Raw genomic sequence first — 20,491 nt, forward strand, 5'->3', positions numbered from 1 at the left:
ATGACATCGACTCTTCCCGAAACCACCAGCTCCGAGTGGGTCGCGGCCGCCACCGGCGTCGGCGAAACGCTGCGCGCGGGCGTCGGCGATCGCGACCGCACCGGCGAACTCTCCCTCGCCGCCTATGATCTGCTGCGCTCCTCGGGGCTCAACCGGGCGCTGGTGCCCGCCGAATTCGGCGGCGGCGGGGCCACCCATCGCCAGATGGGCGACATACTGCGGGAATTGGGCAGACACGATCCGTCCACCGCGGTGGCCTTCGCCATGCATTCGCATCTGGTCGCCGCGCAGGTGTGGCGGCACCGGCACGGCATCGACGCCCGGCCGATGTTCGAAAAGATCACGGCGGGAGCGATTCTGGTCAGCACCGGCGCGTCGGACTGGGTGGATTCCAATGGCAGCGCGGTCCGGGCCGAGGGCGGCTATCGGGTCAGCGCGCGCAAGGCCCCGGCGAGCGGATGCGAAGCCGGAACGGTGGCGGTGAGCAGTATTCGCTGGGACGACGCCCCCGAGGGTCCGCAGGTGCTGCACTTCGCCGTGCCGCTCGACGCCGCCGGTGTGCGCATCGAAAAGACCTGGGACACCATGGGTTTGCGTGCCAGCGGTTCACACACCGTGGTCTTCGACGAGGTCTTCGTCCCCGACGCCGCGGTCTCGCTGATCCGCCCGGCGGGCGTCTGGCCGCCGATCCTCAATATCGTGGCGGGCGCCGCCATGCCGCTGGTGATGGCCGCCTACCTCGGAATCGGCGACCGCGCAGTGGAATCGGCGACCGAACTGATGGCCGGTCGCGGCGAGGCGCACACCGTGAGCCTGGCCGGCGAGATGATGAACTCCTACACCACGGCCGTCGATCTGATCGATGCCATGTTCACCGCCTCGGACAATCTGCGCTTCGCCAATACCGACGCGCACGCCGCGCGCACCCTCAGCCGTAAGACCGTGGCCGCCGACGCGCTCGTCGCCACCGTGCGACTGGCCATCGAAACCGTCGGCGGCGCAGGCTATTCCCGCGGTTGCTCACTCGAGCTCTGGTACCGCGATATCCACGGATGTCTGTTCCACCCGCTCCCGCGCGCCAAGCAGACCCATTTCACCGGGCAGGTACTGCTCGGACACGCACCGCGGGGCTGAGGAGCCCGGACTACCTCACGGGTTCGTGGTGCCCAGCGGGTTGATCACGAACACCGTCGCCCAATATTCGGCCGCAGAGGGGCCCAGGTACGGCATCAGGAAGTCGTAGAGCAGATAAGACACGAATCAGTTCACCTTCCACACACGGCCGGCCGCATCTCGTATGCGGCAAACCGAATCGACCCTAACCGAGATGCGGACCCGCCACATCCCGATCAAGCATTGCCCTGGCGGGCCCGCCCCAAACCTCGCTCAATCCCAGCGATCGAGGACGTAACGCACCCGCATCGCCGCCCGTGGTGACCCGGAAGGTGTGCCCGACCTTGCCACCTTTCGACAACAGCAGCCCGCACACTTCGGCCTCGTCCTTGCCTGAAGGGATCAATGTCCTTGCCTGATAGGGATCAATGCGGTGCCGCCGGGTCAGCGCACGCGGGCGGCGCTGTCGGCGAACCGCAATTCCATGGTGACCGGAACGACCCCGACCCCGAGCGCCTCCCGCAGCCGCGCCACCGCCTCACCGAGAATCCGGCGGCGCAGCGCGGTGATATCCGCACCGGGCTCGGCTGTGACGATGAGATGCAGTTCCGGCGCGCGCCCCGGACCCGACAGGAACGCCGACACCGACCGGGCGTCGGCATAGCTCTCGATATCGGCCGCCACCGCATCGGCGGCGACCGATGAGGCCAATACCGTTGCACCGGAGGACTGCTCGCTGGACAGGTCCCATTCCACCGCGCGCGGCAATCGGAACACCTGCGCGAGTAGCCAACGCAGACAGAGCAATCCGATCACAATGGCGCCGATCACAATGACCACCAACACCCAGTGCGGCGGCGCGCCCGTGCCCGGCGCCAGCGTTCCCTGCGAATCCAGCCAGCCGAGATGGCCGCGATTGGCGGCAATCGCGTACCCGCCCGCCGCCAGTAGCAGCAGCCCGAGCAGACCGAGCAGTGCCCGATTGAGCCGGGCCGGACGATTGATCGACGTCATCGATTCTCCCCTTTACCGGTCGATCGCAGCCGGGTCCGGACGGTCGCCGGCCGAGCCGGGGCGATGCGCTCCAGCGTGCCGGTCACCGCATCCCGCACCGCGCCGTCCACCTCGTCCGAGCCGATGCGCCCGGTACGCGCCGACACCAGAATCTTCTTGCTCCCCACACGAACTCGCGCCGAATCCACGCCGTGCACCGCACCGGCCGCGCGGCGCAGAGCGGCACGCAGACTGCGCCGCGACACTCCGGCGGAGCTGCCGTCGACCTCGTCGAGCGCCACCACCACCGGCCGTCCGGGCAGCAGTGCCAGCGCGAGCAGGAGCACACCCGCCACCGCGGCGGCCACTCCCACGCCGAGCACCAGCCCGTCACTCCAGTGGGTGTCGTGCAATCGGTGCGCGACCGAGTCGTAGGACACCACTTCCGATCTGCCCAGCAGCCGCCCGATCAGCGAGACCGCCGTGACGACGCACAGTGCGAGCAGCACCACCGCCACCACCACGGCCGGGCCGACCCGGCGCGGGCGGCGGATCATCGCACCCTCCGCCCGGAACCGGTTGCCGCCGAGACGGATTCGACAACCATGGCGGCGATCGCGATATCCAAAGCCGTCACCGTCACCCCCGTGAGCTCACCGGTCCGGCTGATCACATGGGTCCGGCACTCCTCGGCGATCCGGAGCACCGGCAGCGGATACCGGATCGGCAACCGCATGCGCAGCACGGCGGAATCACCCGTCACGCTGGCATCCACCGTGACCCCGTCCGCCACGCCGTCGATCTCGCGGGCGGCGCGCGCCGCAATGCGTTCCACGGCACGCTTACTCACCGTCGTCCGTCCCGCAGGTTCGAGTACGACGGCGGTGGTCATCGCCGGCCCCGGTCCCGGGCCGAACGCAATAATCCGGACAGGTCGATCTCACCATCCAGCCAGCGCCCGGCGACCAGGCCCAGCGCGGCGAACACCAGGACGATGGCGAAGGCGCCGAATCCGCCGAAGGCAGCGGCGAATCCGAGCGCGAGACCGACGGCCAGGCAGATCGATGTGGCGTTCATCTGCGACTCCCTCTACGAGGCGGGCGACTTACTGGACGCGAGTGGCTCCGGAAGCGGGGGCGTCATCGTCCTCGGGGATGTAGACGTCATTGACATTGATATTGACCTCGACGACCTCGAGCCCGGTCATCTGCTCGATCGCGGAGATCACATTGCGGCGGATCGAATGCGCCAATTCGGCGATGGCGACACCGTATTCGACGACGATCTCCAGATCGACCGCCGCCTGGGTCTCGCCCACCTCCACCGAAACACCCTGTCCCACACTGGCGGAAGCACCGGGAATGCGGTCGCGGAGGGCGCCGAACGCCCGGGCCGTGCCGCCGCCGAGATCGTGCACACCGCGTACATTGCGGGCGGCCAGGCCCGCGACCTTCTGCACCACGACATCGGCGATGGTGGTGGTGCCCTGCTCACTCTGCAGGGCGCTGGACGAGTTGGCCGAAGCCTTTGCAGTCGCGGTCTCGGCCTTCGGCTTCTCGGTTGCGGTAGCGGTCATGTCTGCCTCCTGATTCCCTTGTGTTGGAACGGATGAAACGAAACTGCACTGGTGGGACCCGGCATTCGGCCGCCTGTCACGGCGGCGTGACACAGGTCACGGACCCGCCCCGAATGCGGCGGCCTCGAGCTGGGTCACGATCAGGCGCACGGTCGCCCCGGCCCAGCGGGTGTCCACCAGCAGTGGCTCGACCGCGGCCGCCACCCTCTCCAGCAGCGGCGGCAGCGGCAAAGTGCTTGCGACGGCGCGTATTTCGACAACACCGTTGCCCAGATCGATCGCGGTGGACCGGCTCGGCCAGGGCAGGCGCACACCGTCCTTGATCGAGGATTCCAATCGCAGACCGGTCAATGCCGAGACCGCCTCGGCTATCTTGTCGGTCAGCTCCCCCGTGTCCTTCACCGCGCCTCCGGTTCGATATCGACAACCAGCACCGACACCTCGTCGATGCGCACCCCGGTCTGCTCGCGCACGGTCTGGATCACCCCGTGCTGCACCGCGGTCGCGACCACACCGGCATGCCGTTCCGGGCCGATGGCGATCTCCAGCTGCACCGCGAGCACGCCGTCATCACGCAGCACGCGCACGCCGTCGGTGGGCGCGGTCTCGAAGCCGGTCCACAGCTGCCGTCCGGCCCGGGTCAATTCGGCGACCAGGCCGCGCAATCCGGGTTCGACCCGGATCACACCCTGCACCGCGGCCGCGGCCCGGGCGGCGACGCCCGCCACCACCGCGTCCGCGACCACGAGTTCGGACCGGGTTGCCGCAGCGCTCACCGGCCGCCCTCCTGATAGACATCCACGATCGCGATATCCAGCCGTCCGACCAGCAGTCCTGTGCGGGCGGACGCCGCGGCCGTGACGCGCTCCCGGACCTTCGGCACCAGGCCCTGGACGCCGTCGCCGTTGACGTGCACCGCGATGGTCATCGAAATGTGCACGACGGTCTCACCTTCCGGGCCGATGCCGACATTGCTTATCCGGCAGCGCCGGGCACGGACACCCGGCACGCTGTCGGCGGCGAAACGCAGCACCACCGCGGCGGCCTGCTCGCTCACCGCGACCATGCCCGCATGCGGGGTCGGCAGGCCCAGGGCTTGGCCGCGCCGCAATTCCGCGCGCACCGCGGACATGATGCGCTCCACCAGATCCGAGGGCGGCGGATCGGGTTCGTCGATCAGCTCCTGGGTCGCGGTGCGCAGGCCCAGCAGGCTGTCGCGTGCCGTCCGGCAGTGCACACAGGTAGCCTCATGCGCGTCCCCGCCACCGTTCTGCACGCTGTCGAGGCGTTCCCACACGCGTTCCAGGCCACGGCCGCAGGGCAGTAGATAATCTTCCTGCTCGGTATCGGTCACCGCCATGGCTTCATCACCTCCGCCAACTGTGCTCGGGCCCGCGCGATGCGACCGCGTACCGCGGTGGCATTGGCGCCGACGATCTCGCCGATTTCCTCATAGGACCGGCCGTGTACCTCACGTAATAGCCAGCAGGCCCGCTGTTCGGGGGTGAGCTGCTGCAGCGCCACGGTCAGCGCCTCGAGCTGGCTGCTGACCTGCACCGCCTGCTCGGGCTGGGTCTCGGTGCGCGGCGAGGCGGTGGCGTCGGGATCGACGTCGGCCGGAAGTTGCCGGGACCGCAGCAGATTCAGGCAGCGGTTGGTGGTCATGCGGTAGAGCCAGCCCGCGAAGGCGCCGTCGTCCTGCAATTGGCCGATACGCCGCCAGGCGGTCAGGAAGACCTCCTGCACGATGTCCTCCGCCTCGGCCCGATCCGCGAGGATCCGCGACGCCAGCCGGAACATCTGCCCCTGATAGCGAACAACTAGCTGCTCATAGGCTCGGACATCACCGTCACGCACCCGAGCGGCCAGGGTCGCATCGTCCGACTCCACCTCGAGTGCTGCCTCTGGCACGGTCACAGCACCTCCTCATCGCTTACGACAGGAAGACACCCGCCGTCGCAGATCGTCACGCAGCTGTATCAGTGATCGTTGTCTCATCGGTTGCCGCGTGACAGTAGGCTGGCCGGAGTGTCCTGTCCGAGTACGACAAAGTTCGACCACCCCTACGGAGGATTCGAAATGTCTCTCAACGACAAGATCGGCCAGAAGGCGCAGGAAGTCGGCGGCAAGGCCAAGGAGGCCGCCGGCAATATCACCGGCGACGACGATCTGCGGGCCGAAGGCAAGGCCGATCAGATCGAATCGGGCCTGGAGAAGGCCGTCGACGAGGTGAAGGACGCCGTGGGCGGCGCCGTCAAGGCGGTCAAGGACAAGCTCGGCCGCTAGGCGCTCCGCGCGGCCCCCGATGACGAGAAGGGCTCGCTACCACCACATTCCGTGGTGGTAGCGAGCCCTTCTTCATGCCAGGAGGCGCAGCCGTCGGGCATTGTAGCCGAAAATGTGAAACGAATCACAGTTTGCATGAGATTAACCAGATAGATCCGCACCGCGCGGATCCGAAGGGAAAGACCATCATGTTGCTCTCACTGCTGATCAACACATTCGGCGCCTCCGCCGCGCTGGCCGCGAAGGCATTCCTCGCGACGCTGGGCTTCTTCATCTGATCGACGCCCAGTAATCCGATAGCCACCACAGGTAGCCACTGGTTACCGGCGGTGGCATTCGGCGTTTTCGGGCGTCAGAGTTTGTAGACGTACCGGCTGGTGGGGACCAGGTCCAGGTCCAGGTGGGCGCCGAAGCTTACGACGCTCTCCATCATGCGGGTGACGCGGCGCTGGAGTTCGGCGTCGTCATCGCCCGCGCCGTAGAAGGCGTGGGCACTGGTCATGGCCGCCATGGGGAACAGCTCCTCGACGAGAGCGTCGACGCGCCCGCCCTCCGTCACCGGTTCCAGGACGGTGTTCTGGACGTAGCCGAAGGTGTCCTGGGTTTCGATGGCCACCGGGGTGTGCAGGTCGTGCCAGCGGTGCAGCCATTCCTCGCGGGTCAGCTCGGCGGGGATGCGGAGTAGGGCGAAGTTCGCCAGCGCCGGCGTGCGCACCCCGTTCTCGACCGGCGGCGGCACGATCGGCGCCCGCTCGTCGACGATCCAGCCGTTCACCTCGGTGGCCACGGTGGTCAGGGCGGCCGTGACGCCCTCGTGCCCGCCGCCGGTGCGCACGCTCACAATGGCGGCGATCGGCTCGTCATAGGTGCTGTGCCGCACCTGGGCCGCGGCCACGTCGGCGTCACGGACGTTCACCTGCCACTCGGTGGCCCCGATATCCGCCAGCCGGTGCCGCAGCTCGGCGGCATGCAGCCGCTCGTCCAGATCGGCACCCCACAGCGCGTACATCAGCTTCATTTCGGACGTCCCTATCGCATAGCCGTTGTTGAACGGCCCACGGTAATGCCGGCGACGCGAGCGGCCACGCGCTTTCGGGCTCCGATCCCAGCCACCGGACTGCGAGAACGGTGGCCGGTCAAACACCTATTTTGATTTTGTGCCGAAAAAGGTGAAACGCATCACGGTTTGCGTGAGATTAACCGTGTAGATCCGCAAACAGCGGACACACGAAAGGAAAGAAATCATGTTGCTAGGACTTGGACTTGCCACTCTCGGCGGTGCCGCTTGGATCGCCGCCACCGCATTCCTCGCCACACTGGGATTCTTCATCTGACCAGGACAGCGCATGAGGGCTCGATAAGATATTCGGAGCCCTTTTCTCCGGAGTCCGAACGCCACCACAGACGACAACAGTTGTCTACGGTGGCGTTCGGCATTTCCGGGTATTTCAGCGAATCGAGCGGACCTCAGGGTCGGCATGGCCGTCAGCTGCGGCGATGGCTTCCTCCAGCAGCTCGTCCAGATGATAGGGATACACCGTTTCACCGGACCGATCGAGGGCTGCGATATCCCCGGCGTGACACCATTTGCTACCGGTAATAGACCGTCGCTCGACAAAATCCAATTTTGCCGGATTAGGTTCGAAGTTTTTAGCCCGCAGGACGAAGAAGAGTTCTTCGGAACGAATCAGTTCGCCATTGAACGGGAATACCGCCACACGACGCCAGAGCGGACCGTGCAGTGCGGAAGAGTCGGCGGGATAACCGGTTTCTTCGTATAGCTCGCGAATTGCGGCCTCACGCAAGGTTTCACCCGGATCGACACCGCCGCCAATGGTGAACCAGAATTCGACATCGGGGACTTTGGGATCGCGGCCGCGCAGCAGCAGTACCCGATTGTCCTCGTCCAGCAGCAGCACCCGCGCGGAGGTGCGCACGGTATCGACCTCCAGACCGGTGGAGGCGGCGGCCGTCACGCGTTCGGCGATCTCGAAATACGTGGGCAGCGGCGCGGTTCCGCCCAGGTGCAGCAGGCGGACCGAGCGGCGGGTACGCAGCGCGAGCGTGTCGCGCACCGCGTCATTGTGAAAACGCCTGGCAATCAAGACCCGTGCCTCGGCATCGGCGAGCTCGGCCACCAGCTGCGGCGGCAATTGCGAGATCTCGACCGCGGAAAGCGCTCCGGCCAGCTGATTCTCGACCGTTTCCCGGTCACGCCAGTCGGTGCGCTCGGCCCGTCCGGCCAGGGCGCCGAGGTGCCGGGCCTGGTCAGCGCGTTCCGGCTCGGCATCGACACCGAGCACGGTGGCCACCGTCCGGGCCACCACCGCGCGCCGATCGAGCGCGGCGCTCAAGGCATTCCGCGCCTGATCACTGCGCACGTGCAGCCGGTCGAGGCGATTGGCGGTGGTGTAGGCCCAGACGCCCAGGGTGATGACAAGCGCCGCGATTAAGGCCAGAACCAGAATCGTGGTGGCGGAGAAAGTGATCATCCAGCGGTCCTGACGCGGGAATCGCCCACGGTGACGGTTTCGTAGACTCGCAGAATCTGCTCGGCGACGACCGGCCAATCGTATTCGCCGACAACCTGATTCGCGGTGCGGATGAGTTCCGCACGGCGATCGGAATCGGTGAGCACCTCATCGAGCGCCGCGGCGAGCAGCTCCGAATCGCCGACCGGCACCAGCATGCCCGCGGTGCCGTCGCGCAGCACCCGGCGGAAGGCGTCCAGATCGCTGGCGACCACGGCGGTTCCGGCGGCCATGGCCTCCACCAGCACGATGCCGAAGCTTTCGCCGCCGAGATTGGGTGCGCAGTACACATCGGCGCTGCGCATGGCCGAGGCCTTCTCCGCATCCGAGACCTGCCCGAGAAAGCGCAGGTGCGAGGCGTTTTCACCGGCCTCGCGGCGCAGTCGCTCCTCATCGCCGCGGCCCACGATCAGCACCTCGATATCGGGATGGCGGCGTACCAGTCCCGGCAGTGCGCCCAGCAGCACGTCCATACCCTTGCGCGGCTCGTCGTAGCGGCCCAGAAACAGCACGGTGCCACCGGCGCGCGGGTAGCCCTCCAGCAGCGGGGCGTGCGCGAAAGCGGGAACATCGACGCCATTGGGGATTTCGACGGCATCCCCGCCGAGCGCCTCCACCTGCCAGCGCCGCGCCAGCTCGGAGACAGCGATCCGCCCGCTGATCTTCTCGTGGTACGGCCGCAGCACACCCTGAAAAGTGCTGAGCACCAATGATTTTGTGGTCGAGGTGTGGAAGGTCGCGACGATCGGGCCCTCGGCGATCTTCAGGGCCAGCATCGACAGGCTGGGGGCGTTCGGCTCGTGGATATGCAGCACGTCGAAGTCGTTGTCGCCGATCCAGCGGCGGATGCGGGTGTACGCGGTGGGGCCGAAGGACAATCGCGCGACGGACCCGTTGTACGGAATGGCGACCGCTTTACCGGCCGACACCACATAGTCCGGCAGCGGTGTGTCATCGGCGGCGGGTGCGAGCACGCTCACCTTGTGACCGCGTTCCAGCAGTACCTGGGCCAGTTCCACGACATGCGACTGCACACCACCCGGCACATCGAACGAGTACGGGCAGACCATGCCGATTCTCATAGTGCTGCGTCTCCCCTGTGCCCGTCGACGCCGTTCGCGCTGTGTACATCAACGCCTTCGGCACGGTGTACATCAACGCCTTCGGCTGTGCCGGGCTCCCGAATCCCCACACGATCCTTTGTGACAATCTGCTGCGCCGCCGCGATGCGGTCCAGCCGCGACTGCGACAGATCACTTTCCCACAGCGGTTGCAGCATGTGCCAGTCGGCGGGATGTTCGGCGATATTGGCCGCGAATCGATCCGCCAGCAGCTGGGTCGCCGCCGCCGCGCCACCCGAAACATCCAGCGCCGCTTCGGTCTTGAAACCCCAGCCTTCGCGGCCCTGCGCATCGACGGTGTTCCAGCAGTGCACCGGAATCAGCGCCGCGCCGGTTTCGATTGCCAGTTTCGCCGCACCGGCGGGCATCCAGGTGCGCTCGCCGAAGAAGTCGACCGGCACACCCTTGCCGGTGAGATCGCGCTCGCCCATGAGACACACCACGCGGTTGTGCCGCAGGCGATCCGCCAATTGCGGGAACGGCGGCTGCTCACCACCGGTGAGCGGGAACACCTCGAAGCCGAGGCTCTCGCGGTATTCGACGAAGCGCTCGAACAGCGATTCCGGCTGCAGCCGTTCATTGACCGTCGAGAAGGGGCCGTGGTTCTGCACCAGCCACACTCCGGCCATATCCCAGTTGCCGGAATGCGGGAGCGCCAATACCGCGCCGCGACCGGCGGCCAGTGCTGCCTCGAGATGCTCGACCTCGTTGACGAACAGCCGGCCCGACCTGACCATCTCCGCATGGTCCATGCCGGGCAGCCGGAACGCCTCACGCCAGTAGCGGGCATAGGACCGCATACTCGCACGGACCAGATCATCGGGCACCTGCTCGGGCGTTGTGCCGATGACCCGGGCGAGGTTGCGCCGCAACTGATTCGGATGCCCGGTGTGCGCCTTCCGATTCATCCGGCGGGCGGCCACATCGGCTCCGGTATCGAAACCGCGGCGCGCCGCGCCCTCCGGAAGTCCGCGCACCAGAGCCCATCCGGCCGCGTACGCCTTATCGGTCATCGCGGACGTGAAATCGGTGCTCACCGCTGGTGTTCCTCCGGCGCCTTCGCCACGGGGGCGATAATGTCGCGTGCGCCAGGCGAATTGCGCACGGCCAGCACACGCTGGAAGACAGTGACGATGCTCAGCACCGCCAGAACATAGATGGCCACATACACCGCGTAGGTGAGCCAGTCGATCTCGAAATACCCGCCGATGCCGGTGAATCCGGCGCCGACGAGACCGATGACCAGACGGTCGGGGCGCTCGATGATGCCGCCGTCGGCCGAGAGTCCGCTGGCCTCCGCGCGCGCCTTGGCGTACGAGATGACCTGCGAGGTCACCAATACCACCAGGGTAGCCGCGAAAAGCACCTTCGAGTTCTCGTGATAGACGGCCCACCAGGCCAATCCGCCGAAGATCGCGCCGTCGGCCACCCGGTCACAGGTGGCATCGAGCACGGCGCCGTATTTGGTGCCACCGCCACGCGCCCGGGCCATGGCGCCGTCCAGCATGTCGAACATGACGAACAGCCAGATCACCATGGTTCCCCAGAACAGGTGACCGGACGGGAACAGCGTCACCGCCGCGGCAATCGAGGCGGTGGTGCCGATCAGCGTCATGGCATCCGGTGTGAGTCCGGTGCTCACCAAGGCTTTGCCCAGGGGCGCAGTCGCTTTGGCGAACGTCTCGCGACCGAAGAAGCTCAGCACGCTATTCGGATTCCTTCCATGCTCCCGCCAGCAATGCCCGGGTTTCCCGTAGCAGCTGCGGCATGACCTTCACTCCGCCGACGACGGTAATGAAGTTCGCGTCGCCACTCCAGCGGGGCACGATATGTTGATGCAGGTGATCGGCGAGTGAACCACCGGCAACGCCACCGAGATTCAGGCCGACATTGAAACCCTCCGGCCGCGAGACCCGCTTCATCACGCGAATCGCCTGCTGGGTGAAGGCCATCAGCTCGGTGCTCTCGTCGAGCGTGAGGTCCTCGAGATTGGCCACCCGGCGGTAGGGCACCACCATCATGTGGCCGGGGTTGTACGGGTACAGGTTCAGGACCGCGTATACGAATTGACCGCGCGCCAGGACCAGGCCGTCCTCATCCGACATCTCGGGGATGTCGGTGAAGGGATGGCCGGTCTTCTTGGGCGCGTCTGTATCCGAGTCATCGGCGGGCTTGCGCTCGCCGGTCGCCCCGGTGATGTAGGACATGCGGTACGGCGTCCACAGCCGCTGCAAGCGGTCCGGGTCACCGGCGCCGCGATCGACGATCGTCTCTCGCGGCGAATCTCCAAGCCCCGCAGCGTCTTCGGAGAGACCGCCGGGCGCCGTGAATTCGCTCATGCCCTACCCGTTCGCCTTCTCGAAACGCTGCGCGGTCGGAGACTCGTTCTCGCGGCGCCTGATCCACTCGATGATCGTGGACACCGCCTCCGCGACCGGCACACCGTTGACCTGGGTGCCGTCGCGGAAACGGAAGCTGACCGCGCCCGCCTCCACATCCTTCGCGCCGGCGAGCAGCATGAAGGGCACCTTCTGCGCGGTCTGGTTGAAGATCTTCTTCTGCATGCGGTCGTCGCTACGGTCCACCTCGGCGCGCACATCGTGCTCGCGCAGCTGCTCGATCACACCGTCGAGGTGTTCGGCGAAGGCCTCGGCGACCGGGATGCCGACCACCTGCACCGGCGACAGCCAGGCCGGGAACGCGCCCGCGTAGTGCTCGGTGAGCACGCCGAAGAAGCGCTCGATGGATCCGAAGAGCGCGCGGTGGATCATGACCGGCCGGTGCTTCTGGCCGTCGGAGCCGGTGTACTCGAGCTCGAAACGCTCGGGCAGATTGAAGTCCAGCTGGATGGTCGACATCTGCCAGGTGCGACCCAGCGCGTCCTTGGCCTGCACGGAGATCTTCGGGCCGTAGAAGGCCGCGCCGCCCGGGTCCGGCACCAGGTCCAGGCCGGAGTCGGTGGCCACCTTGCGCAGGGTTTCGGTGGCCTCTTCCCACAGCTCGTCGGAGCCGACGAACTTCTTGGGGTCCTTGGTGGACAGCTCCAGGTAGAAGTCGTCGAGGCCGTAATCGCGCAGCAGGCTCAGCACGAACTGCAGCGTGGAGGTGAGCTCCGCGTGCATCTGCTCCTTGGTGCAGTAGATGTGCGCGTCGTCCTGGGTCATGCCCCGCACCCGAGTCAGGCCGTGGATGACACCGGACTTCTCGTAGCGGTAGACCGAGCCGAATTCGAACATGCGCAGCGGCAGTTCACGATACGAGCGCCCGCGCGAACGGAAGATCAGATTGTGCATCGGGCAGTTCATCGGCTTGACGTAGTAGTCCTGGCCGGGCTTGCGCACGGTGCCGTCGTCATTGAGTTCGGCATCGAGGTGCATGGCCGGGAACATGCCGTCGCGATACCAGTCCAGGTGACCGGAGACCTCGAAGAGATGACCCTTGGTGATGTGCGGGGTATTGACGAATTCGTAGCCCGCGGCGATGTGCCGGCGGCGCGAGTAGTCCTCGAGCTCCTTGCGGATAATGCCGCCCTTGGGGTGGAACACCGGCAGGCCGGAGCCCAGCTCATCGGGGAAGGAGAACAGATCCAGCTCCAGACCGAGCTTGCGGTGATCGCGCTTCTCGGCCTCGGCGAGCAGGTTCAGGTACTCGTCCTGCGCCTCCTGCGATTCCCAGGCGGTGCCGTACACGCGCTGCAGATCCTCGCGGCTCTGATCGCCCCGCCAGTAGGCGGCGGAGCTGCGGGTCAGCTTGAACGCGGGAATATACTTGGTGGTCGGGATGTGCGGGCCGCGACACAGGTCGCCCCACAGCTTTTCGCCGGTGCGCGGGTCCAGATTGTCGTAGATGGTCAGCTCTTTGCCGCCGACCTCCATGACCTCCGGATCGTCGATGCCCGACTTATCGGAGATCAGCTCCAGCTTGAACGGCTCCCCGGCCAGTTCGATACGAGCTTCCTCGACATCGGTCACGCGGCGCGAAAAGCGCTGTGCGCCTTTGATGATCTTCTTCATCCGGGATTCCAGCTTGGCCAGATCCTCCGGGGTGAAGGGGCGCTCGACCTGGAAGTCGTAGTAGAAGCCGTCCTTGATGGGCGGGCCGATGCCGAGCTTGGCCTCCGGGAACTCCTGCTGCACGGCCTGCGCGAGCACATGCGCGGCCGAGTGCCGGATGACGCTGCGGCCGTCCTCGGAATCGGCGGTGACGGCCTCGACCTCGGTGTCGGCGTCCGGAATCCAGGACAGATCCTTGAGATTGCCCTCTGCGTCACGGACGACGATGACGGCGTCGGGGCCCTTGCTCGGCAGGTCGGCCTCGCGCACCGCGGCACCCGCCGTAGTCCCGGCCGACACCCGGACGAGGGCGACGGGGCTCTTCGGGGCTGTGGTGGTCACGGCTGCGCACTCCTAGGCATTGTCGTAAGCGCGGGAATTCCCCGCGATGTCTGGCCGGTCCATGCTATCGGCACGGTGGTGGCGGTGCGCCGATGGACCGGGTGCCGGGGTGTCAGCCGCGCGCGGCCAGCTCCGCGAGCAGTCTTTCGCGCTCAGCCGCAGGTCGTTTCGGGCAACTCGTGCACATCTCGCAGCCCGGCACCTCGAATACCAGGCAGCAGGAGATGCGGCGCACAAAAGTACGGCCTCCGATATCACTGAATCGAGGCACCGGCAGCCGCCCCGCCACCTCCCTGGCCAGCAGCGCACCCGATTCCTGGGCGCCCGCATCGAGCGCACGATTGCCGATGGCATCCGCGACGATCGCCCACAGCGCAGCCACCCCCGCACCGGACACCTCCGCCACCACAGGCACCACCCGTGACAGCGTGTGCCGCAGCGCATGCCCGACAGATTCCGTCGGCAGTTCGTCAGCGGCCGTCCCCGTCAGCGGCAGCACCCGCTCCACTCCCCCGTCGGGCCGAATCTCACACCCGATCCGCTCCAAGGTGGGATCCAGCGCCGGCACCCCCTCCGCATAAGCCCCGACGATCGGATCCACCAGCGACGACGCTGCCATGCACCACCACAGGGTCCCGGAGACCCGAGCATCCCCCGTCCCCCACGAAATACCCATATCGGAGATCCGCTCAGCCAGCCACTGCGGATCCAGTAGCCGAGTACCGGGCACTTCACTCATCCGAACAGGGGGCTGCGCAACCATTTCCATCGGACTCCGATCCAGCCGCCACCACGGGGCTCACCAACCAGGATGTCACCGCGAGGTCGTCTTTTCCTCAGCAGCCGCTCCACCCTATGTCGACCGCCCCGGGCGCCTTCCGCAGGCGCGCCGTTCGACGGTTCCGGCAGCCGGGCGAATGCCCGCACACCACAACATGATCCAGGTGCGATTCGATCACTTCCGTCCAGCGTAATCTAGGTTAAACTGGACTAGTGTCATATGTGGAAGTGCTGATCCTGAGGCATCTCATGCGCAGCCCGGCGCACGGTTACGAGCTGCGCAAACATGTCGAACAGGACACCGGAATCACGCTGAACAACAACGCGCTGTATCCGGCACTGCGGCGGTTCGAGGACGCCGGTGCCGTCACCAAGACCTCGGAGCAGCAGCAGGGCCGCCCGGCCCGCACCGTGTACACCCTGACCACGGTGGGGCGGGAGCTGTTACAGGACATGCTGATCGACCTGCCGCCCGACCAGGCCGGCGACGAGGCCGAATTCCTCTCGCGGGTAGCACAATTCGCAATGCTGACACCCGATGAGCGCGGCACCGTTCTCGATGCGCGAGCCGGCGCGGTCCAGGCCCGGGCCGATCACCTGCGGGCGCTGTCGGCCCGCGCGACCGGCGAGGCGTGGGGCCTGCGCATCACCGAGGAGTTGATTCGGCGGTGCGACGACGAGATCGCTTGGCTGACAACACTGCGCGAACTCGCCGAACGCGCACCCGTGCGGCCCGAGGGCGAATAATGAAGGCCGCGACGGACTCCCGCGACAATGCTGCACGACTGCGGCCCGTCGTGCAGTACGCGCTGCTGGCCGGCCCGCTGTTGTCGATGCTCGATTCGAGCATTGTGAACGTCGCGGTCGCGCCCATCGCCGCCCGATTGCATGCGAATCTGCCGACCGTGGGCTGGACGATCAGCGGCTATCTGCTGGCCATGGGAGTCGGGCTGACAGCAACCGCGTCCCTGGCCCGGCGCTTCGGCACCCTCCCGATCTACCGCGCGGCGCTGGTCGGGTTCACGCTGTCCTCGGTCGCGTGTGCGATCGCACCCACGGTCGGCGCGCTGATCGGGGCGCGGGTGTGCCAGGGGCTGACCGGCGCGGCGCTGGTTCCCCTGGCAATGAGCATGCTGCTGGGCAGTGGCAGCACCACGCGGTCGATGTCACCGGCCGCGGGCATTCTGTTGTTCCTCGGCCCCGCGCTCGGACCCAGCGTGGGCGGGGCACTGATCGGCGCCGCGGGCTGGCGGGCCATCTTCCTGATCAATGTTCCAATAGCCGTGGCGGCAATCGTTGCGTCCCTGCGCATTCCGCCTGCGCTGGCACCCGGCCGAACCGCGGGCGCCCGGTTCGATCCGGTCGGCCTGATGCTGCTCGGGACGGGCTTGACGCTGCTGCTGTACGGCACGGGACAGGGCGGTTCACACGGATGGGCGGCAGCCGGGACGTGGACGCCGATAGTGCTCGGCATCGTCCTGTTGACGGCATACGGAGCCTGGGCCCGCCGCAGCACCCATCCCGCCCTCGATCTCGAAGTGGCACAACACTCTACGTCGATGTTGGCGTTGCTGCTCTGCGCCGTCGCATCGGTGGTGACTTTCGCCGCGGTGTTCCTGCTGCCTGTCTTTCTCCAGACAGCACAACACCATTCAGCATTGGCCGCAGGAATGGCGCTCCTCCCGCAAGGAGTGGTGACAGGCGTCAGCACCGTCGCCGGCCAGCGAATACTGACCCGAATCACGGTGCGTACCACAGTGATCGCGGGTTTCGCCGTACTCGTCGCGGCAACGGCAGCCCTCTTCGCGATCGACACCCACACCCCGATCTGGATAACCGCCGCGCTCCTGGCGGCCCGCAGCGCCTCCATCGGACTCGTGATCACCCCGCTGCTCACGGTCATGCTGAAACCCCTCAACACCGACCAATTGGCCGATGCCAACACACTTTTCAATATCTGCCAGCGCATAGCCGCATCCCTGGGAGTCGGCGTATTCGCAGGCTGGTACACCACCGTGGCCACCTACCACGGCCCCGTCACCGCACTCCATCAAACCGCCCTCGGCCTCACCGCACTCGCCGCCCTCGGGGCCACCATCGCCCTCGCTCTACCCTCCACCAGAAACACCGCCCTCACTCACCGCTGACCCTGTTCATCCGGCCTGGGGACAGTAAGCGGCGAGAAATGCGGTAGCGCCGGTATCGGCGATTTGTTCCAGTTCGTCAGGTGGTGGCGGCGGGGCGTCGGGGGTGAACAGGGCGGTGTCCAGAACTGTGCCCAGAACGAGGTACGAGTAGTGCTCGGCGGCGCGCCGGGGGTCGGGGGCGTGTAGTTCGCCGCGTTGATGGAGGGCCTGGAATGCGGTGGTCAGGGCGTCGATTACGCGGCCGGGGGCGCGCTGGTAGTACTCGGCGGCGAGGTCGGGGAAGCGGGTCGCTTCCAGGATGATCAGGCGGCGGAGTCGCAGGACGTGGGGTTGGGCTACGGCGGCCAGGTGGCGGCGGGCGAGGGATCGAATGGCGGCGGGTACGTCGGCCGCGTCGGCGAGGTTGGCGACGAGCTGTTCGGTGAACTCGGCGGCGGTCGGGGTGGCCCCGAGCACGATCTCGGTGAACAACCGCTGCTTGTCGCCGAAGTTGTTGTACACGCTGCGTTTTGACACCCGGGCCGCCGCGGCGATGTCGTCGATGCTGGTGCCCTGATAACCCTGGTGCAGAAACAGGGTGGTCGCGGCGGCGGCTATTGCTGTTCTGGTTCGCACAGCGCGTGGGTCGAGGCCCTGGCGCGGGCGTAGGTCACCGCCCGGCTTCGCCATCGGAATCCGCACCACCAGCATGTTCTCCGGGTTGCCGAGATCTTCCCCTGCCATGCGGCCCTCCTGTCATGCCTCCGACCAAACTGTTGCACCCTATCGTGCTACTAGGTACTGTACTGTGCATTATCCTTGGTACTGGTAAGTGCAAGAGGAGGGTGTCATGGCGGTTTCGGTACACACTGACCGCTGCGATCGCGAGACGGCGGTGACGCGGTCGCTGCTCGGGTACGGCATCCTGGCCGGCCCCTGCTATCTGATTGCCGGCCTGATCGAGGCGTCCACCCGGCAGGGATATCGCATCGCCCACCACGATCTGAGCCTGCTGGCCAATGGCCCACTCGGCTGGATCCACATCACGGTCCTGGTGGTGACCGGGGTGATGGTCCTGGCGGCGGCGACCGGGCTGCGCCGAGCTCTGGCGGGGCAGCCCGGCGGCGCGTGGGGGCCGGGTTTGATCGGCGGGTACGGGCTCGGGTTGATCGCGGCCGGGGTCCTGATCGCCGATCCGATGAACGGTTTTCCGACCGGCACGCCTGCCGGGAAGCCGGTACATCCGACACTCCACGGCACCGGTCACCTGATCGCCGGAGCAGTCGGTTTCGGCTGCCTGATCGCGGCAATGTTCTTGTTCGCCTGGGCATTTCGCCGCGCGAACCGTCCCGGCTGGGCTTGGTACTCGCTGGTCAGCGGCATCGTCTTCCTTGCGGGCTGGGTGGGCATCGCGACCGGCTCCGATAGCGCGGTGATCGTGCTGGCGTTCTGGGTCGCGGTCGCCGCCGGTTTCGCCTGGCTGGCCGCGGTGTCCGCCGCGCTGTACCGAGCACTCGCTCCCGCACGAGAAGCACTGTCTCCCAGCCGAGAAGGAGCCCCGCAATGAAATTCCGCACCACCGTCGAGGCCACCGGAAAGAACACGACCGGGATCGAGGTGCCCGCGGACCTGGTCGCGGCACTCGGGGCCGGTCGCCGCCCACCGGTCGCGGTCACGATCAACAGCTACACCTACCGGACCACCGTCGGAGTGATGGGCGGGCGGCAATTGCTCAGTGTCAGCGCCGATATCCGCGCCGCTGCCGGAGTAGCAGCGGGCGATGAGGTGGACGTCGAACTCGAACTCGACACCGCACCCCGCACCGTCGATGTCCCCTCCGACCTCGCCGCCGCCCTGGACAAGTCCCTGCGCAGCACCTTCGAGCAGCTGTCCCACAGCCGCAAGCAGCGCCTCCTCACCCCGATCGAGCAGGCGAAAACCCCCGAAACCCGGCAACGCCGCATTACCAAGGCCATCGACGAACTGCGCGCCGCACAACCGTCAGGCTGACCGACCCACCGAACGGCCGCACGGGCAGTCGATTACCGAATCACCCTGTACAACAATCCGATTCACACCGCACGCCGACCCAAACCAGGGCGTTTCGAATAATCGGTCGGGCCGGGTTTATCTGGGCCGGTTCGTTCGCGCCTGCTCTATGCGCGCGGCGAGTTCGACCAGGTCCTCGGCGGGACCGCTGGGAGGTGTCCGGCGGTGCCAGATCGCGCGGAACTTTCGGGTCAGGATGACCCCGTCGGCTAGCGGTACCTCGTGAAGGGTGCCTGCACGGAGCTCGTGCGCCACGATGAGGCGGCTGACCACAGCGGGTGCGGCACCGCTGCGGGCAGTAGTGAGAATCGCTGCGGCCGAGCCGAATTCGGCGGCTGGTTGCGCCGGGGCGCCGTGAATTTCGAGGGCTTCCCATACGGTGTCCCGGGTTCCGGAACCCTTCTCCCGCCACAGCAGCGGGGTGTCGGCGAGTTCGCGCGGCGTCACCGGACGGTGGCGGGTCGCCCAGGGATGCGTCCGGCCGACAACCACCACGAGCTCATCGGCGACGAGTACGCGGCTGCCCAACCCCGCCGGCGGATGGGGCCCTTCGACAAAGCCGAGTTCGGTCTCGCGGTCGCGCACCGCCACGGTCACCTGCCGGGAGTTCGCCACATCCAATTCCACGGCCAGTTCGGGGTAAATCTTCCGCAATGCGTTCAGCCAGTGCGGAATTCGATGATCCGCAATGGTCGTCGAGGCCAGAATGCGCAGACTCGGGCGCGCGACGCGATGCAGAGCCGCGACTCCTTCCGCCAGTTCCAGTGCGGCCGCCAGCACCGGTCGACCGAGTTCCACCAGGGTGTGCCCGGCGTCGGTCAAGGCCGACCCGGTGGGCCCGCGATCCAACAGCCGCAAGCGAATTCGCCGCTCCAGGGCTTTGATCCGCATACCGGCAGCAGGCTGGCTGATGCCGTGCCGCCGCGCGGCCGCGCCGAGACTGCCCAGCTCCGCCACTGAGACAAGCAGATCCAGCACCTCCAGATCGGGTGTCCCGGGCGGCAAGCTCATAAGGACACCTTATGAGGTGCGTGGCGTCAGGCCACTACCCGATCGCCTGCGCGAGCAACAGGATCGTAGATACCCCCGGTCGTGGGGCCAGCACCTCAGAGGAGAACATCGTGACGTTCGTAATCGGCGCCGCCTGCGTAGATGTACTCGATCGGTCCTGCATCGAGGAGTGCCCGATGGATTGCATCTTCATCGGCAACCGGATGGCCTACATCCAACCCGACGAATGCACCGACTGCGGTGCCTGCGAACCGGTCTGCCCGGTCGAGGCGATCTATTACGAGGATGACATGCCGCCGGGACAGGAGCAGTTCGTCGCCGAGAACGCCCGCTTCTTCGACGAGCCGCTGCCCGGGCGCACAGCACCACTCGGGCATCCCGGCGGCACAAGAGGTGTCGGCGCGCTGGGAGTCGATACCCCCTACGTGCAGGAATACCAGCCACATTCGCAGTAGATGGGCGATCGTGCGCAGTGAGCACCGATGAATTCGGCGGGGTCGGGTCGTCCTCA

26 protein-coding genes are annotated in these 20,491 nt (G+C 66.8%); 7 read left to right on the forward strand and 19 right to left on the reverse strand.

Features of this window, described 5'->3' with window-relative positions:
* On the forward strand, window positions 1–1,134 hold the full coding sequence (locus ABZX86_RS05980) for an acyl-CoA dehydrogenase family protein (RefSeq protein ID WP_355120487.1): 1,134 nt from the start codon (window positions 1–3) through the stop codon (window positions 1,132–1,134).
* Window positions 1,135–1,557: 423 nt separating this feature from the next.
* Here ABZX86_RS05980 and ABZX86_RS05985 read toward each other — a convergent pair whose 3' ends face one another.
* From ABZX86_RS05985 to ABZX86_RS06025, 9 genes are all read right to left on the reverse strand, one after another.
* Window positions 1,558–2,127: an alkaline shock response membrane anchor protein AmaP gene (locus ABZX86_RS05985; RefSeq protein WP_355120489.1), complete on the reverse strand. Its 570-nt coding sequence runs from the start codon at window positions 2,125–2,127 to the stop codon at window positions 1,558–1,560.
* A complete protein-coding gene (locus ABZX86_RS05990) occupies window positions 2,124–2,663 on the reverse strand; it encodes a DUF6286 domain-containing protein (RefSeq protein WP_355120491.1) in 540 nt (179 codons plus the stop codon). Before ABZX86_RS05990 ends, ABZX86_RS05985 begins: the two co-directional genes overlap by 4 nt.
* Window positions 2,660–2,998 carry an Asp23/Gls24 family envelope stress response protein gene (locus tag ABZX86_RS05995; protein ID WP_355120493.1) on the reverse strand — a complete coding sequence of 113 codons (339 nt, stop codon included), beginning with the start codon at window positions 2,996–2,998 and terminating at the stop codon, window positions 2,660–2,662. The genes ABZX86_RS05990 and ABZX86_RS05995 overlap by 4 nt, the downstream gene beginning before the upstream one ends.
* The gene (locus tag ABZX86_RS06000; RefSeq protein WP_297610533.1) at window positions 2,995–3,183 is read right to left on the reverse strand and encodes a hypothetical protein; all 189 of its coding nucleotides are present in this window, start codon (window positions 3,181–3,183) and stop codon (window positions 2,995–2,997) included. The genes ABZX86_RS05995 and ABZX86_RS06000 overlap by 4 nt, the downstream gene beginning before the upstream one ends.
* A 28-nt stretch (window positions 3,184–3,211) precedes the next feature.
* Window positions 3,212–3,682 carry an Asp23/Gls24 family envelope stress response protein gene (locus tag ABZX86_RS06005; RefSeq protein ID WP_355120495.1) on the reverse strand — a complete coding sequence of 157 codons (471 nt, stop codon included), beginning with the start codon at window positions 3,680–3,682 and terminating at the stop codon, window positions 3,212–3,214.
* A 96-nt stretch (window positions 3,683–3,778) separates the two neighbouring features.
* Window positions 3,779–4,084 carry a hypothetical protein gene (locus ABZX86_RS06010; RefSeq protein WP_355120497.1) on the reverse strand — a complete coding sequence of 102 codons (306 nt, stop codon included), beginning with the start codon at window positions 4,082–4,084 and terminating at the stop codon, window positions 3,779–3,781.
* A complete protein-coding gene (locus ABZX86_RS06015) occupies window positions 4,081–4,458 on the reverse strand; it encodes an Asp23/Gls24 family envelope stress response protein (protein WP_355120499.1) in 378 nt (125 codons plus the stop codon). The genes ABZX86_RS06010 and ABZX86_RS06015 overlap by 4 nt, the downstream gene beginning before the upstream one ends.
* On the reverse strand, window positions 4,455–5,042 hold the full coding sequence (locus ABZX86_RS06020; protein WP_355120501.1) for an Asp23/Gls24 family envelope stress response protein: 588 nt from the start codon (window positions 5,040–5,042) through the stop codon (window positions 4,455–4,457). The genes ABZX86_RS06015 and ABZX86_RS06020 overlap by 4 nt, the downstream gene beginning before the upstream one ends.
* Complete coding sequence (locus tag ABZX86_RS06025) at window positions 5,033–5,599, reverse strand: RNA polymerase sigma factor (protein ID WP_355120503.1); 567 nt, start codon at window positions 5,597–5,599, stop codon at window positions 5,033–5,035. The genes ABZX86_RS06020 and ABZX86_RS06025 overlap by 10 nt, the downstream gene beginning before the upstream one ends.
* Window positions 5,600–5,761: 162 nt before the next feature.
* Here ABZX86_RS06025 and ABZX86_RS06030 point away from each other — a divergent pair, with 162 nt between their 5' ends.
* Window positions 5,762–5,968 carry a CsbD family protein gene (locus ABZX86_RS06030; protein ID WP_355120505.1) on the forward strand — a complete coding sequence of 69 codons (207 nt, stop codon included), beginning with the start codon at window positions 5,762–5,764 and terminating at the stop codon, window positions 5,966–5,968.
* Between the two features lie 352 nt (window positions 5,969–6,320).
* Here ABZX86_RS06030 and ABZX86_RS06035 read toward each other — a convergent pair whose 3' ends face one another.
* The 8 genes from ABZX86_RS06035 to ABZX86_RS06070 all read right to left on the reverse strand — a co-directional run bounded on the left by ABZX86_RS06035 (window position 6,321) and on the right by ABZX86_RS06070 (window position 14,753).
* The gene (locus ABZX86_RS06035) at window positions 6,321–6,986 is read right to left on the reverse strand and encodes a hypothetical protein (protein ID WP_355120507.1); all 666 of its coding nucleotides are present in this window, start codon (window positions 6,984–6,986) and stop codon (window positions 6,321–6,323) included.
* A 430-nt stretch (window positions 6,987–7,416) separates the two neighbouring features.
* Entirely contained in the window at window positions 7,417–8,457 is a 1,041-nt protein-coding gene (locus tag ABZX86_RS06040) for an NUDIX domain-containing protein (RefSeq protein ID WP_355121287.1), read from the reverse strand.
* Window positions 8,457–9,581 (reverse strand): glycosyltransferase family 4 protein, encoded by a 1,125-nt coding sequence (locus tag ABZX86_RS06045; RefSeq protein ID WP_355120509.1) that lies wholly within the window; start codon window positions 9,579–9,581, stop codon window positions 8,457–8,459. The genes ABZX86_RS06040 and ABZX86_RS06045 overlap by 1 nt, the downstream gene beginning before the upstream one ends.
* Window positions 9,578–10,633 (reverse strand): phosphatidylinositol mannoside acyltransferase, encoded by a 1,056-nt coding sequence (locus tag ABZX86_RS06050; protein ID WP_355121289.1) that lies wholly within the window; start codon window positions 10,631–10,633, stop codon window positions 9,578–9,580. The genes ABZX86_RS06045 and ABZX86_RS06050 overlap by 4 nt, the downstream gene beginning before the upstream one ends.
* Window positions 10,634–10,653: 20 nt before the next feature.
* Window positions 10,654–11,325, reverse strand: coding sequence for a phosphatidylinositol phosphate synthase (gene pgsA / locus ABZX86_RS06055; protein WP_355120511.1), 672 nt, complete (start codon window positions 11,323–11,325; stop codon window positions 10,654–10,656).
* Between the two features lies 1 nt (window position 11,326).
* Window positions 11,327–11,959 carry an HIT domain-containing protein gene (locus ABZX86_RS06060; protein ID WP_355120513.1) on the reverse strand — a complete coding sequence of 211 codons (633 nt, stop codon included), beginning with the start codon at window positions 11,957–11,959 and terminating at the stop codon, window positions 11,327–11,329.
* Between the two features lie 3 nt (window positions 11,960–11,962).
* Window positions 11,963–14,014 (reverse strand): threonine--tRNA ligase, encoded by a 2,052-nt coding sequence (gene thrS, locus ABZX86_RS06065; RefSeq protein WP_355120515.1) that lies wholly within the window; start codon window positions 14,012–14,014, stop codon window positions 11,963–11,965.
* Between the two features lie 112 nt (window positions 14,015–14,126).
* Entirely contained in the window at window positions 14,127–14,753 is a 627-nt protein-coding gene (locus ABZX86_RS06070; RefSeq protein ID WP_355120517.1) for a (2Fe-2S)-binding protein, read from the reverse strand.
* Window positions 14,754–15,007: 254 nt separating this feature from the next.
* On the opposite strand from ABZX86_RS06070, the gene ABZX86_RS06075 reads away from it, so the two are divergent.
* Entirely contained in the window at window positions 15,008–15,541 is a 534-nt protein-coding gene (locus ABZX86_RS06075; protein ID WP_355120519.1) for a PadR family transcriptional regulator, read from the forward strand.
* Window positions 15,541–16,941 carry a DHA2 family efflux MFS transporter permease subunit gene (locus ABZX86_RS06080; protein WP_355120521.1) on the forward strand — a complete coding sequence of 467 codons (1,401 nt, stop codon included), beginning with the start codon at window positions 15,541–15,543 and terminating at the stop codon, window positions 16,939–16,941. Before ABZX86_RS06075 ends, ABZX86_RS06080 begins: the two co-directional genes overlap by 1 nt.
* Window positions 16,942–16,947: 6 nt before the next feature.
* Here ABZX86_RS06080 and ABZX86_RS06085 read toward each other — a convergent pair whose 3' ends face one another.
* Window positions 16,948–17,664 carry a TetR/AcrR family transcriptional regulator gene (locus ABZX86_RS06085; RefSeq protein WP_355120523.1) on the reverse strand — a complete coding sequence of 239 codons (717 nt, stop codon included), beginning with the start codon at window positions 17,662–17,664 and terminating at the stop codon, window positions 16,948–16,950.
* Window positions 17,665–17,770: 106 nt separating this feature from the next.
* Here ABZX86_RS06085 and ABZX86_RS06090 point away from each other — a divergent pair, with 106 nt between their 5' ends.
* Both ABZX86_RS06090 and ABZX86_RS06095 read left to right on the forward strand, forming a co-directional pair.
* Window positions 17,771–18,487 (forward strand): DUF998 domain-containing protein, encoded by a 717-nt coding sequence (locus ABZX86_RS06090; protein ID WP_355120525.1) that lies wholly within the window; start codon window positions 17,771–17,773, stop codon window positions 18,485–18,487.
* Complete coding sequence (locus ABZX86_RS06095) at window positions 18,484–18,930, forward strand: YdeI/OmpD-associated family protein (protein ID WP_355120527.1); 447 nt, start codon at window positions 18,484–18,486, stop codon at window positions 18,928–18,930. The genes ABZX86_RS06090 and ABZX86_RS06095 overlap by 4 nt, the downstream gene beginning before the upstream one ends.
* Window positions 18,931–19,047: 117 nt before the next feature.
* On the opposite strand, the gene ABZX86_RS06100 is transcribed toward ABZX86_RS06095, so the two are convergent.
* On the reverse strand, window positions 19,048–19,980 hold the full coding sequence (locus ABZX86_RS06100) for a LysR family transcriptional regulator (protein WP_355120529.1): 933 nt from the start codon (window positions 19,978–19,980) through the stop codon (window positions 19,048–19,050).
* Between the two features lie 110 nt (window positions 19,981–20,090).
* On the opposite strand from ABZX86_RS06100, the gene fdxA reads away from it, so the two are divergent.
* A complete protein-coding gene (gene fdxA, locus ABZX86_RS06105) occupies window positions 20,091–20,435 on the forward strand; it encodes a ferredoxin (RefSeq protein ID WP_355120531.1) in 345 nt (114 codons plus the stop codon).
* The last annotated feature ends 56 nt before the right edge of the window (window positions 20,436–20,491 follow it).

Source organism: Nocardia sp. NPDC006630 (assembly GCF_040611495.1).
In the GTDB taxonomy this organism is placed as follows: domain Bacteria; phylum Actinomycetota; class Actinomycetes; order Mycobacteriales; family Mycobacteriaceae; genus Nocardia.